Below are 14,336 nucleotides of genomic sequence, written 5' to 3'. Positions count from 1 at the left end.
GCCACGTGTGCTGACCGGTCTGTCAGTGATCCACATTGCCGGATGTTTTCCATTTTCAGCGATGGAAAAGGTAATTTATTCAGGATTTATTAAGTATTAAATAACTCATGCCTCACACTTCGTGCCGGATAACAATTTATTACATAATGTTTCAACCCTTACAGGTTTACTTTCGCTGCTATTCGGGATATTTCATATACCCATAGAAATGATATTAATTGTAATTATCATTTAGAATTGAGTGACGGGGAATTCTGGTGTTAGCCACTTTTGTTATCGCACTGCGCGAAGGGCTGGAAGCGGCCCTGATCGTCGGCATTATTGCCGCGTTTTTGCGCAAAAACGGGAAAAGCCTGGTAGCCATGTGGGCGGGCGTCGTGCTGGCCGTGATCCTTTCGTTACTGGTCGGTGTCGGCCTCAGTCTGTCCGAGCGAGCCCTGCCCCAGGCCAGCCAGGAAGCGATGGAAACTGTGATTGGTCTGGTCGCGGTATTTTTTGTCACCGGCATGGTGATGTGGATGAACAACCATGCTCATGAAATTAAGCGCCAGCTGGAAAGCGAAGCGGCTGTCGCTATCCGGCAATCCAGTGCCATGGCGCTGGCCAGCATGGCTTTTCTGGCCGTCCTTAAAGAAGGTTTTGAAACCAGCGTTTTTTTACTGGCGACCTTCTCTGTTGCGCAGTCTGCCGCCTGGGCGGTGGCGGGTGCCGTTCTGGGGTTGGTCATTGCCATTGTCATTGGCTGGGGGATCTATATCGGGGGAGTCAGGCTTAATCTGGGTCGTTTCTTCCGCTACACCGGTATGTTCCTGATTCTGGTCGCTGCCGGGCTGATTATCAGTGCCCTGCGTAGCGGCCATGAAGCGGGATGGCTTAACATTGGTCAGCAGCGGGTCGCCAATCTCAGTTGGGCCATTCCTCCCGGTTCGGTACGTTCAGCCCTGATAACCGGGGTGCTGGGTATCCCTACCGATCCAAGATTACTTGAGCTGTTCGGCTGGGGAATTTACATCGTGTTGGTGGGTATTCTGGTCTACTGGCCACGCCATTTGCGACCGTCAGTAACCCGCAGCCGCCAGTTACTGTTTAGCTCAGCCGCCGTGCTGGCACTGACCGCACTGGCACTGTTCAGCGCTTATCCCCGGGCCACCCTGCAACTTCCGGCCACTGCCCCATTACAGGGGGGAGGTAGCGCCACACTGCTGAAACCCTCAACCGGAGGTTATCAGTTACAGATTACGACCCCTCAGCAACAGCTTCACTATGAACTGGCCGACGGACAACAAAAAAGTTCGGAGCTGAAAGGCGTGATATTGCAGGAATGGAATATTACCCGCCAGCCGGAAGTGAGTGGACTCCCTGAGACGCTGACTGTGGATCAGGTCATGGCACTGTATGGTCATCGTATTCCGGTTGGGTTGAGTCCGGCGCAGCATCCTGGTCCGTATAATGTCAGCTGGCAGGTCAACTGCTCAGTCGATGCCGAAACGGCAGGCCAGACCATCTACAGTGCAGCCGCCCACACCACCACCCTGATGACCCTTTCCGGTGGCGGTTTATTGTCTCCACGCACCTATACCGCCCGCAGTTCAGTGCCGCAGGTCGGTTGTGACTGGCAACTGGATGACCGCTGGCAATCTCAGGTAGATGAAGCCATGCAAAACGTAGTTCAGGCACAGTTGCGTCATACCTTCTGGGCTATTCAGTTGCCGCTACTGTTAGGGTTGCTGGCCATTATTTTACTCATTCTGGCATTGCGCCGCCGGGACGATTCCCGTCAGGCATCTGATGCCGGTTATCGTCCTGTTTCTCCTGAAAGCAAATAAAGGATCTATTTATGTTCAAATCCGCTTTTATTAACAAACCCTCCGTTCTGAGTTCAGCGATCGTTTCGGCGTTGTTACTGGTCTCGGTAGATGCCATGGCTGCCGGCGGCTCAGCGCCGGTGAGCAATGGGGTATCTCAGGTGAATGTCACCCTGACCGGCGCAGAAGGCGGAACCTGTATCGTTGACCATAATAGTGCCAAAGCAGGTCCGGTCACCTTCACCGTAGTCAACAAAACTGCTACCGCCATCACTGAAATCGAATTACTGAGTGACAACCGTATTCTGGGTGAAAAGGAAAACCTGGCACCGGGACTCCCGGCAGCTAAGTTCACCCTGACACTGGATGGCGGCAAATATCAGATTTACTGCCCGGGCGCTAAACAGGAACTGATTAACTTTACCGTCACCGGTAAAAGTGCAGCTAAAGCCACCGGCAGTACTGCTGAACTGCTGAAACAAGGCACGGTCGGTTATGCCACCTATGTTAATGGTGTGGTAGACGCGATGGTCGTGGCAGTTAACCAACTGAAAGCCGATATCGATGCCGGTGATCTGGAAAAAGCTAAAGCGCAGTATGCCAAAGCTCGTCCGTTCTACGAACGTATCGAATCGGATGTCAGCGGTTTCGTACTGCCTGGTTTCAAAGCGACGGATAACGCCGGCAACCTGGATTATCTGATTGATATGCGCGCCTCTAACCTCGACCCTAAAGTAGGCTGGCACGGTTTCCACGCGATTGAACGCGATCTGTTCGGTCACGGCAAAATCACCGATGACACCAAAAAACTGGCCGCGGAACTGCAGCAGAATGTCACTAAACTGGACAGTCTGACCAAAGCTCTGACTTATAAGCCAGAAGACCTGGCTAACGGTGCGGCAGACCTGCTGGAAGAAGTTCAGAGCAATAAAATCAGTGGCGAAGAAGAAGCCTTCAGTCACATTGACCTGGTAGACTTTGCCGGTAACGTGGAAGGTGCACAGCAGGCGTTTGAATTCCTGAAACCTGGCCTGAGCAAAATCGATCCTGATTTGACCCAACGTGTTGAAACTCAGTTTGCTAACGTCAATAAAATGCTTGATACCTATCGTGATGGTAAAATTGCCGGTGGTTACAAATACTACACTGCAGACCTGAAAGCCGCTGATGCAGCAAAACTGAGTAAAGCCGTGCAGGCGCTGCAGGAACCGTTATCTAAGATTGCAGAGAAAGTGGCGACCGTCGGAGGTGCCTGAGTCATGAAGGACAAACAGTTTGCGAAGCGTGATACCACGAGTGTTTCACGCCGTCATCTGTTGAAAGGAGCGGTGGCCAGTGCACTGGCCCTGCCCGGCGTTGCGGCTGCTCAGAATGCAGCCGCCGCGAAAGCCGACCCGGAAGATCGGGTCGACCTTTCACAGCAACATGCTTTTTATGGCCATGGCGGTCAGGCCGGAGTGACGACCCCGCCTCAGCGTCATGTCATGTTTATGACCTTTGATATGACCAGCCAGAACCCGCGTGATCTGCAGATTTTGCTGGCGCGCTGGTCGGCGGCTATCGCCCAAATGATGGCCGGTGAGATTATTGGCCAGGTCGAACCCCAAAGAAACAGCGGAATTGGTATGGATACCGGCGAGGCTCTCGATCTTGCTCCGGCGTCACTGACCGTCACCGTCGGGTTAGGGCCGCGTATCTTCAGCGATACTTATGGTCTGCAACAACATAAGCCACCGTTAATGCGGGAGCTGGCCGAACTGCCCAGTGATAACCTGCAACCGGCACTGAGTGGTGGCGATCTTTCCCTGCAAGCCTGTGCCGATGACCCGCAGGTCGCCTATCATGCTATCCGTAATCTGGCGCGAATCGCCAAGGATACCGGAGCGGCAGCTACCCGCTGGTCAGTGCTGGGGTTTGGCCGGGCTTCGGCCGGGAAAAACCAGTCAACACCACGCAACCTGTTTGGTTTTAAGGATGGTACCCGCAACCTGACAGAGCAAAGTGACTTCAATAAATTTGTCTGGATTAACGACGGCGGCCCTGCCTGGCAACAACAGGGGACCTACCAGGTGGTGCGCAAAATTAAAATGCACATCGAAAACTGGGATACCGACCGCGTCAGCGATCAGAATGCCGTTTTTGGCCGGCATAAAGTCTCCGGGGCTCCGTTAAGTGGCGAAAAAGAGTTCGATACCCCGGATTTTCACAAAAAAGAGAGCGACGGGACTCCGGTCATCCCAATGACGGCACATATCAGCCTGGCCGCCCATGAGAACAACCAGGGAATCCGGATTCTGCGCCGTTCGTATAACTATACCGATGGCATAAATAACCTGGGAATGCTTGATGCCGGTTTACTGTTTATCAGCTATCAGAAAGATCCGGCCCATTTTGAAGCGCTGCAAACCCGACTCGGTGCCGCCGATGCGCTGAATGAATATATCTCGCATATCGGGTCCGGAATTTTCTTTATTCCTCCGGCGCCGGCAGAAGGCGAATATATTGGAGCTCAGCTGTTTGCCTGACTGTCACTCTGGCTGCGAATCACCCTCTACCCCGCCGAACGGTGCAGATTCTCCCCTGCACCGTTTACCCCGGATTTACCGGAATCGTCACCCGGTAATATGGTGCTGTGGCAGACAAAGTCTTACCGGCTTTACTGTCAACATGCAGGAAGTACAATGACGTAGTGACAGAGCGGAGTGATTCAGGCATTTGTCCTGCCTAAAAACTATCAGCCAGCGGGAAAAGCTTTCTCCATGCAAGTCCGTCACGGGTATTAGTTAATGGCCGGTATTCGCATCCTACCCACCCCTGATACCCGACATCCACCAGCGCATCGAAAATAAAATTCCAGTTGAGCTCACCACTGCCAGGCTCATTACGGCCTGGTGAGTCGGCAATCTGCACATGCCGGATATGCGGAATGAAGCGGCGTAATTTGGCCGTGACATCTCCTTCACTTCTCTGAGTATGGTAAAAATCGAACAGCAATTTGACGTTGCCCGCTCCGGAATCCTGAATTACAGACAGCGCCTGTTGCTGAGTATGGAGAATAAATTGTGGGTTATCATGGGGGTTCATCGCCTCCAGAACCAGTTCGATATTCTCCCTCGCGGCCAGTTCAGCGGCAGTACTGACATTTTCCACCAGAGTAGCGTAGCAAGCCTCATCACTGATCCCCGGCTGGCGGATACCAGACTGAAGATGAATGGTCCTGCAACTGAGGCCGGAAGCATATTCGATAGCCTTCTCCATATCTGCGATAAACGCAGCCACGCTGTCGGGGTGACAAGCCTGACCGGAAGCTTTCACTGAACCCGCCGCACCGACGGGGGTATTAATCAGTACCTGCTGTAACCCGCTATTTGCCAACAGTTCACGGAAAAATGAAACAGGGTAGTCATAAGGCCAGGCAAATTCTGCGGCCTTAAAACCGGCCGCTGCCGCGGCATCATAACGCTGCTCAACAGGAAGTTCGGTAAACAGCCATTTCAGGTTAGCGCTAAACTTTAATGAATGAGCCATAAAACACCTTAGCTTATGAATATATCACCGACAGTTAAACCATGATCGCTGTATTACACTATCAGTATTATCTCCTGATAAGGAAAATATTAATGAAAATTTCGGCATTCTGGTTAATGACCGACATTTTAACCGGCAAAAGCCTTTTAAATAAAAATATCACTCCCTGTTGATATGAGTCAGAACTCCGTCTGATTGCCCCCAAATAATGCATGACAACTTCAATAATATTTTTATTCTGAGGAAAATCATCATATTAGGTATTGAATAGTGCATTGCATTATCCTGGTGCGATTGCTGCTTATCGATGAAAATAAAACTTATCAGACAGGTCTGTATCTTATTTTTATATCCGTTGCTTATGTTTTTCTTAATTTCTCTCAATAGCCATCTGTTGCACTATCCAAAGAACGTTATTTTCACCCTTGGCAAATTACGGGTGTGATAACCACAGCCATGTGGCAAGCCTGCAAATGACTATGTTGAGATAACTTTAATGTCGAATCCCCCAAAAGATAATGCTGTCGCTACCAGTATAGAACTAAGCACGATCCAGCCTATTCCGGACAATGAACGCCACGGTAAACCACGGGATCTTTTTACCATTTGGTTTGGTTCAAACATCATGTTGCTCACGATTATTACCGGTGCTCTGGCGGTAAGCATTTTCCATCTGTCTTTCATTTGGGCAACTATTGCCGTATTGATCGGTAATCTCGCCGGTGGTTTGTTTATGGCATTACATTCCGCACAGGGGCCGCAACTGGGGGTACCACAGATGGTACAAACCCGCGGGCAATTTGGTTCCTATGGCTCAGTGCTGGTAGTTGCGCTGGTCGTTATTATGTATATCGGGTTTCTGGCTTCCAACCTTGTGCTGGGCGGGCAGTCACTCCATGCCATTTATACCCCGGTGTCGACAGATACCGGCATTCTGATTTCTGCGCTGCTGAGTCTGGTGGCCTGTGCCTTCGGTTATAACCTTATTCATGCCTATACCAAGGTGATGTCATGGGTATCAGGGGTTATTCTGGTTGCCGCTTTTGGGTGGATTATCTTCGTTCACGGTCTGCCAACCGATTTTTTTGCACGAAATGGTTTTAACCTGAGTGGTTTCCTCGGTGCTATTTCTATTGCCGCGTTATGGCAGCTCGCCTATGCCCCATATGTATCGGACTACTCACGTTATATGCCAAAAGACATTAGCGAAAAAAGCGTGTTTTGGTGTAGTTATCTGGGTTGCGTGCTCGGTTCATTCTTCCCAATGATTCTGGGGATTCTGGTCTCTGTTTGCATAGTCAACGGTGACTTAATTGCTAACATTGTGACTATGACCGGGGGCTTATCTTCAGTAGTTATCATTGTTTTTGCGCTGGGTATTGCTGCTACAAATGCAATGAATTTATATTGCGGTGTGTTATGTACACTCACCCTTGGTCAGACATTCCTGCCAAAATGGTCACCACATTCCGGCTCCCGTATTGTAGTCGCCATTATCACCATACTTATCGAAGTTTTAATCGCCGTTTATGGCCAGGAAAACTTCCTGGTAAATTACACCAATTTTATTCTTATGCTGTTATACGTACTGGTCCCCTGGACGGCAATTAATCTGGTTGATTACTATCTGGTTGCTCACGGGAAATATGACGTTCCTTCATTTTTCCGTCGGGACGGTGGGATATATGGCTATTTCAACTCAAAAGCTATTTTTTGTTATCTGCTTGGAATTGTTGTTGAGATCCCCTTTATGTCAACGGCTATTTATACCGGTCCGGCAGCTAATATGCTGGGAGGCGCAGATATCTCCTGGATTATTGGTTTGGCGGTGGTTTCACCTGTTTATTATTTACTCTGCCGTACTCAGGCTTCCGCACAAACTTCAGTTGTTAAGTAATCACAGGGGATACTAATGAACAACAATGAGACCTATGACTACATTATTATTGGCGGCGGTTCCGCAGGTTCGGTACTGGCTTCCCGTCTGGCTCAGCAGTCTGATCTGAAAATCTGTCTTATTGAAGCAGGAAGTCGTGATGATACACCGCGTATTCAGACACCTGCCGGAACAATCACTTTATATAAGAGCAAAAAGTTCAGTTGGAATTTTTACTCTATGCCACAAGCGCGTTTAGGGGGACGAACCATTCACGTCCCTCGTGGTAAAGCCCTGGGTGGATCTTCATCCATGAACAGTATGATCTATATTCGTGGCCTGCCTTCAGACTATGATAACTGGAAAAAACAAGGTTGTGATGACTGGGGCTGGGACAGTGTCCTTCCATGGTTCAAACTTTCAGAAAAGAATTTATTATCGCAGGATCCTGATTTTCATGGTTTTGATGGCGAATTATTGGTTGATAAGCCCCGTGATCCGAATCCACTGTCTAAACTGTTCGTTGCCGCTGGCAAACGCTCAGGATTAGCTGAAAACAATGATTTCAATGGTAAATCTCTGGCGGGCGTTGGCATCTATAATGTCACTCAAAAGGAGGGTAAGCGTTTATCAAGCTATCGCGCTTTTTTACATCCTCAGCTGGAACGCAGTAATCTGACAGTGAAGACCGGTTGCACTGTGCAGAAGTTGATTATTGAAGGCAAAACAGTCAGAGGGGTTTCTGTTATCGAAGAGGGCAGTGCCCAGCCCACAACATTTCTTTGCCGTCATGAAGTCATTCTCTCAGCAGGTTCCATTAGTTCACCGCATATCTTAATGAAATCGGGGATTGGACCGGTTGCAGAACTGGAAGCTGCCGGTATCCCCGTGGTACACCCTCTGCCAGGAGTCGGGAGAAATCTGCAGGACCATCTTGATGGTCTGGTCACTGTGCGTAGCAAAAATCCAATGACACTGGGTTTTTCGTTTGCAGCATGGAAACCGATTCTGACTTCCCCTTTCAGTTACCTTATGCGCCGCAAAGGCTGGCTGACGACCAACTACGTAGAAGCCGGTGGATTTGCCAGCACAAAACTGAGTGATGGTGAACCTGATATTCAGTTTCATTTTGTACCTGGTTATCGCAGCCATCGTGGACGCCTGTTTGAATGGGGACACGGCTTCGCTATTCATACCTGTGTATTGCGACCAAAATCGATTGGTGCATTACATTTACAACGTGACGGGAAAATTGCCATTGATTTTAATTTCCTTGCAGACCCCTATGATGCCAACGTATTGGTTGAAGGCATAAAAACAGCAAGAAATATTCTTTCTCAACCGGAATTTAATGCGTTTCGTGGCGAAGAGATGTTGCCAGGTAAACATATTCAGACTGACGAGCAATTACATCAGTATGTCAAAGAGTATTGCGCCACCGTTTTCCATCCGGTAGGTACCTGCAAAATGGGTCGCGACGAAATGAGCGTCGTTAACCCGGAGACTCTTAAGGTATACGGAGTAGATAATTTACGAATAGCAGACGCATCCATTATGCCCACGCTTATCAGCGGTAATACCAATGCCCCTTCAATTATGATTGGGGAACGCGCTGCCAGCATGATTATCAACCAGATATCTTCGGTGACTACCAGCCAACAGGAAAATACCTATGCATAATCGTGATTACTGGCAAACCCTGCTAAACAAACAAAAATTTATCAGCCACTCGATCATTGATGGTCGCCCCTGGTTGGCTAAAACCGGGAAAACCTACGAAGTCATTAATCCGGCCAGTAATAAGTTACTGGCTGAAGTCACCGCTTGTCAGTCTGATGATGTAGACCTGGCAGTGAGCTCGGCCCGCCAGGCATTTCATTCAGGTTTCTGGTCGGAATCCCCCCGGTCGCATCGAAAAGCAGTGCTGCAAAGGCTGGCAGAACTGATGCTGGAACACCGGGAAGAACTGGCTCTCCTGGAGAGTGTCAGTATGGGAAAACCGGTAGAGGATGCCTTTAACATTGATATTCCGGGTGCTGCCCACGTCATCTCCTGGTACGCCGAAAGCATTGATAAAATTTATGACGAAGTTGCCCCGACACGCCCCGGGACTCTGGCTACGATCACCCGCGAACCTGTTGGCGTGGTTGCTGCGATTGTCCCCTGGAATTTCCCACTGGATATTGCTGCATGGAAAATCGGTCCGGCATTAGCGGCTGGTAACAGTGTGATACTGAAGCCTTCTGAACACTCACCTTTCACTGCATTAAAATTAGCGGAACTGGCTTTAGAAGCAGGACTTCCGGCTGGTGTTTTGAATGTCGTTACCGGGCTTGGGGTGGAAACCGGTGCCGCACTGGGATTACACCAGGATATTGATGTCATTACCTTTACCGGTTCGACCGCGGTTGGAAAAGCTTTTATGGAATATTCAGGCAAGTCCAATCTGAAACAGGTATGGCTGGAATGCGGCGGGAAAAGCGCCAATATTATTATGTCCGGTTGTCGGGACCTCGAACTGGCTGCCGAGAAAGCGGCATTCGGAATCTGCTTTAATCAGGGAGAAGTCTGTTCTGCTAACTCCAGATTATTAGTCGAACGCAGCATCTATCCTGAATTTATGGAAAAACTTCTCGGACAACTCGCACTCTGGCAGCCCTCTCATCCGCTAAACCCCAATTCGAAGATGGGTGCAATGGTCTCAGCTACACACAAAGATAAGGTACTGAACTTTATTCATACCGCCATTGAACAGGGGGGTATTCTTCGAGCCGGTGGTGAGCAGGTAGAAATTGAAACGGTAGCAAATTACATTGCTCCCACCGTGATTGAGGTGACCAGCGAGGATATGGCTTTATGGCGTGATGAAGTTTTCGGGCCGGTACTAGCAGTTAAAGTCTTTGACAGTGAGGAAGAAGCTATTGAACTGGCTAATAACCATATCTACGCTCTTGCTGCATCGATATGGTCGGATGATCTTCATCAGGCCCACCGGGTCGCCCGGAAACTGAACGCCGGGACGGTTTCGGTGAATACCGTTGATGCACTGGATGTTACCGTGCCTTTCGGCGGTAATCGTCAGTCAGGATTCGGCCGTGATCTGTCATTGCATGCTTTTGATAAATTCACCAAATTAAAAACCACCTGGTTTGAATTCCGCGAATAACACCTATGCATATGTCACCCGGCTCCGCTGCCGGGTGATATAGCATTATTATGGGTTTGCTGTAGATGATAGTCTTACTACGAGTTTAACCAATGAAAATGAGTAACAAGGTAAAAATAGTTAACCAAGCCATTACCCGCTTATCTGATACTTTATGATGAATATGAAGTATTCATTACCCCCCTTGATATCCCTGGTGGTATTGATAGTAACTTATTGGTTCAATGCAGTGTATTCACCCGGGCCGCAAATTTTTAATTAAAAAACATGATGATGGGGCATCCCATTGCAGAACATCTGCCATGGATAAAATTAACCTCAGAAATATGATAGATATCTGTTCCTGCATTCATCACGAAGTTGAACATGTACTCCGGTAGCCAGATGATTAAACGCAATCTGTGATCCCCCTGACGGAAACCTTTAAAGTAATCGATTACTTTATAGGCATTCAAAAATGTAATCGATTACTTTAGAGTGTGAGGATTATATGGCTACATCGTTCACGGGTACGGAGGGGACAATGAAACAACAGAAATTACTCATTCCCCGTCTTTCTTTAATGATGTTCATGCAGTTTTTTATCTGGGGAAGCTGGTCGGTCACACTCGGACTGGTGATGGCACAGCACAACATGTCATTACTTATTGGTGACGCATTTTCCGCCGGCCCCATCGCCTCCATCCTTTCCCCTTTTGTACTGGGAATGCTGGTGGATAGATTCTTTCCTTCCCAGAAGGTGATGGCAGTCATGAACCTCGCTGGCGCAGTGATCCTTTGGTTTGTCCCAGAAGCGCTAATGGCGGAAAATGGTGCGCTGCTGATTGCTCTGCTGTTTGGCTACACACTGTGCTTCATGCCTACGCTGGCGCTGGCCAATAACATTGCCTTTCACAGCCTGGCCAGCAGCGACAAAAGTTTCCCGCTGGTGCGCGTGTTCGGAACGATCGGCTGGATTGTGGCTGGGCTGTTTATCGGTTTCGCGGGCATCTCCGCAAGCACTTCCGTCTTTACCGTCGCGGCTATCTGCTCCGTGGCGCTGGCTATTTATAGCCTGACGCTACCGCACACTCCTGCACCGGCCAGAGGGATCCCCCTGAAATTGCGGGATCTATTCTGTGCGGATGCGTTTGCTTTACTAAAAATCCGCCACTTTTTCGTATTCGCGCTCTGCGCTACGCTGATCTCTATTCCCCTGGGTACCTATTACGCCTACACCGCATCATGGCTGGCTGACGCCGGTGTCACCAATGTCAGTTCTGTCATGTCCTTCGGCCAGATGTCTGAAATTTTCTTCATGCTGGTAATTCCCCTGCTCTTCCGTCGTCTGGGCGTGAAGTACATGCTACTGGTGGGCATGCTAGCCTGGTTCGTGCGCTATGCGCTGTTTGCCCTGGGGATGGGTGAGGAAGGTCGCGCGCTGATATACCTCGGCATTCTGTTGCACGGCGTCTGCTATGACTTCTTCTTCGTGGTGGGATTTATCTATACCGACCGTATCGCCGGCGAAAAGGTTAAGGGTCAGGCGCAGAGCATGGTGGTGATGTTCACCTACGGCGTCGGTATGCTGCTGGGGTCGCAGATTTCGGGCACGCTTTATAACCACCTTGTTGCCGGTCAGGGGTCAGCAGAAAACTGGGCAACATTCTGGTGGATACCTGCCGTTGCGGCAGCGGCGATCGCCATTCTTTTCCTCTTCTCCTTCAAATATCGGGATGAAGCGGTTTAATTAACCGGAGGTGTACGTGAAAACGTTAAAAGGGCCAGGCATTTTCCTTTCACAGTTTATCGGGGATCAGCCCCCCTTCAATTCGCTGGAAGGGCTGGCGAAATGGGCATCAGATTATGGATATCGGGGTGTACAGATCCCCTGTAATCATCCCTCTATTTTTGACCTGGCGCGGGCGGCAGCCAGCCAGGCCTACTGTGATGACGTCACTGCTCTGCTGGCGAACTACGGACTGGAAATCAGCGAGCTTTCCACGCATCTGGAAGGGCAGCTTATTGCGGTTCATCCGGCGCACGACGCAGCATTTGACGGCTTCGCGCCAGAGCATGTGCGCGGTGACAATACCCGACGCACGGCCTGGGCCATTGACACAGTGAAAAAGGCGGCTAAGGCTTCGGCAAATCTGGGGCTACGCGCGCACGCAACCTTTTCTGGCTCTCTGGCATGGCCCTATCTCTATCCCTGGCCGCCGCACAACCCGGCTCTGTTGGAAGAGGCTTTTACCGAGCTGGCCCGTCGCTGGCTGCCGGTGCTGGATGAATTTGATCGTCACAACGTGGACGTCTGTTACGAACTCCACCCGGGCGAGGATCTGCATGACGGAGTGACGTTTGAACGCTTCCTGGCGGCAGTAGGACATCATCCACGCTGTAACATTCTGTTTGATCCGAGCCATCTGCTGCTGCAGCACATTGACTACCTGCAGTTTATTGATATTTACCATCAGCGCATCAAGGCTTTTCACGTCAAGGACGCCGAATATCAGAGTAATGGCCGGAGCGGGGTCTATGGCGGCTATCAGCGCTGGATCGACCGTGCCGGGCGTTTCCGGTCGCCGGGCGACGGTCGGGTCGATTTCAAAGGCATTTTCAGTAAGCTGGCGCAGTACGACTATGACGGCTGGGCAGTGCTGGAATGGGAGTGTTGTCTGAAAGACAGCAATACCGGTGCCGTTGAAGGTGCTGAGTTTATTCAGCGCCACATTATCCCGGTCGCTGACCGTTCGTTCGACGACTTCGCTGCCCGTAAGCAGGACAGCGCCGGAGTGCGCGCCCAACTGGGCCTTAACTAAGGAGACTACGATGATTAACGTAGGCATTATTGGCAGCGGATTTATCGGACCGGCGCACATAGAGGCACTGCGCCGCCTCGGCAACATTAATGTGGTCGCCATCTGTCATTCCTCTCAGAACGGAGCAGAGGTACGCGCGGCTGAGCTAGATGTGCCGCACGCCTACAGCGATGTGGCAGCGTTTCTGCAGCATAAGGGGTTAGATGCGGTACATAACTGCACGCCTAATCACCTGCACGCTGAGATAAACCGCCAGATCATCCGTGCCGGCAAGCACGTATTTTCGGAAAAACCGCTGTGTATGACGATGAATGAGGCCCGGGAGCTGGTTGAACTTGCTGAGAATAAGGGCGTGGTGCATGGCGTCAGCTTTGTCTACCGCCAGTTCGCCATGGTTCAGCAGGCGGCCAGCATGGTACGTCACCGGCAGCTCGGACGCCTGTTTTCTGCTCAGGGCAGCTATCTGCAGGACTGGATGCTGGAAGAAACTGATTATAACTGGCGCGTGGACGCGGAAAAGGGTGGTACGTCACGCGCCGTGGCGGATATCGGCTCGCACTGGTGCGACACTATTCAGTTCATCACCGGGCGTAAGATAGTGGAAGTGATGGCTGATTTATCCATCGTCTGGCCCACGCGTAAGGCCAGCCTGGATAAGGCCGCCACATTTAGTTCTCAGAATGAAGAAAAGCAGTACCAATCCCGCAAAGTGACCACGGAAGACATGGGCTTCGTACTTTTCCGCTTTGACGATGGAAGCAAAGGCAGTTTCAGCGTCTCCCAGGTTTCAGCGGGCCGCAAGAATCACCTTAGCCTGGAGGTCAATGGCAGCCAGGGATCTCTTGCGTGGGATCAGGAAACACCGCAGCAACTGTGGCTGGGACACCGGCATAAGGCTAATCAGTTGCTGACGGACGATCCTTCCCTGATGAACCCCGACGTGTCCCGCCGCGCGCGTTTCCCGGGTGGGCATATCGAAGGCTGGCCGGATGCGTTCCGCGCCATGATGCAGCAATTCTATCTGGCCGTGGAGCAGGGACAGTCTTCCGCTGATCTCAGTTTCGCAACCTTCCACGACGGCGCTCAGGTGATGGCGATTGTAGACGCCATCGTGCAGAGCCACCGTGAGCAACGCTGGGTGCGCGTCACCCCTTAACCGC

Annotated in this window: 11 protein-coding genes; 9 read left to right on the top strand and 2 right to left on the bottom strand. The window is 50.6% G+C overall.

All coding sequences use genetic code 11. The annotated features are described in order from the left end of the window. Positions 1-257 precede the first annotated feature (257 nt). Genes efeU through efeB form a run of 3 tightly spaced genes read left to right on the top strand, consistent with a single transcriptional unit; the run spans position 258 to position 4,330 of the window. Positions 258-1,826 (top strand): iron uptake transporter permease EfeU, encoded by a 1,569-nt coding sequence (efeU, locus tag HA49_RS12300; protein WP_038017837.1) that lies wholly within the window; start codon positions 258-260, stop codon positions 1,824-1,826. Between the two features lie 11 nt (positions 1,827-1,837). Then, on the top strand, positions 1,838-3,061 hold the full coding sequence (gene efeO / locus HA49_RS12295; RefSeq protein WP_038017832.1) for an iron uptake system protein EfeO: 1,224 nt from the start codon (positions 1,838-1,840) through the stop codon (positions 3,059-3,061). A 3-nt stretch (positions 3,062-3,064) separates the two neighbouring features. Continuing rightward, the gene (gene efeB / locus HA49_RS12290; protein WP_046791811.1) at positions 3,065-4,330 is read left to right on the top strand and encodes an iron uptake transporter deferrochelatase/peroxidase subunit; all 1,266 of its coding nucleotides are present in this window, start codon (positions 3,065-3,067) and stop codon (positions 4,328-4,330) included. Positions 4,331-4,394: 64 nt separating this feature from the next. Here the strand turns inward: efeB and HA49_RS21985 are convergent, their stop codons facing one another. Both HA49_RS21985 and HA49_RS12285 read right to left on the bottom strand, forming a co-directional pair. Beyond that, positions 4,395-4,520 (bottom strand): hypothetical protein, encoded by a 126-nt coding sequence (locus HA49_RS21985; protein WP_281177710.1) that lies wholly within the window; start codon positions 4,518-4,520, stop codon positions 4,395-4,397. 9 nt (positions 4,521-4,529) lie between these two features. Further along, entirely contained in the window at positions 4,530-5,333 is an 804-nt protein-coding gene (locus HA49_RS12285) for a hydroxypyruvate isomerase family protein (RefSeq protein WP_038017829.1), read from the bottom strand. Between the two features lie 496 nt (positions 5,334-5,829). Between HA49_RS12285 and HA49_RS21675 the strand changes: the two genes are divergently transcribed. From HA49_RS21675 to HA49_RS12255, 6 genes are all read left to right on the top strand, one after another. Continuing rightward, a complete protein-coding gene (locus HA49_RS21675) occupies positions 5,830-7,230 on the top strand; it encodes a purine-cytosine permease family protein (protein ID WP_038017816.1) in 1,401 nt (466 codons plus the stop codon). Between the two features lie 15 nt (positions 7,231-7,245). Next, positions 7,246-8,889 (top strand): GMC family oxidoreductase, encoded by a 1,644-nt coding sequence (locus HA49_RS21670; RefSeq protein WP_038017813.1) that lies wholly within the window; start codon positions 7,246-7,248, stop codon positions 8,887-8,889. Continuing rightward, the gene (locus tag HA49_RS12270; RefSeq protein WP_038017810.1) at positions 8,882-10,375 is read left to right on the top strand and encodes an aldehyde dehydrogenase; all 1,494 of its coding nucleotides are present in this window, start codon (positions 8,882-8,884) and stop codon (positions 10,373-10,375) included. Before HA49_RS21670 ends, HA49_RS12270 begins: the two co-directional genes overlap by 8 nt. Before the next feature lie 490 nt (positions 10,376-10,865). Next, the gene (locus HA49_RS12265) at positions 10,866-12,104 is read left to right on the top strand and encodes an MFS transporter (protein WP_046791810.1); all 1,239 of its coding nucleotides are present in this window, start codon (positions 10,866-10,868) and stop codon (positions 12,102-12,104) included. Positions 12,105-12,120: 16 nt separating this feature from the next. Beyond that, on the top strand, positions 12,121-13,176 hold the full coding sequence (locus HA49_RS12260; RefSeq protein WP_038017804.1) for a sugar phosphate isomerase/epimerase family protein: 1,056 nt from the start codon (positions 12,121-12,123) through the stop codon (positions 13,174-13,176). Positions 13,177-13,186: 10 nt separating this feature from the next. Next, positions 13,187-14,332: a Gfo/Idh/MocA family protein gene (locus HA49_RS12255; protein ID WP_038017802.1), complete on the top strand. Its 1,146-nt coding sequence runs from the start codon at positions 13,187-13,189 to the stop codon at positions 14,330-14,332. Positions 14,333-14,336: the final 4 nt, after the last annotated feature.

The organism is Tatumella morbirosei, assembly GCF_000757425.2.
Taxonomy (GTDB): Bacteria; Pseudomonadota; Gammaproteobacteria; order Enterobacterales; family Enterobacteriaceae; genus Tatumella; species Tatumella morbirosei.
This window is presented reverse-complemented; position numbering and strand designations above follow the sequence as displayed.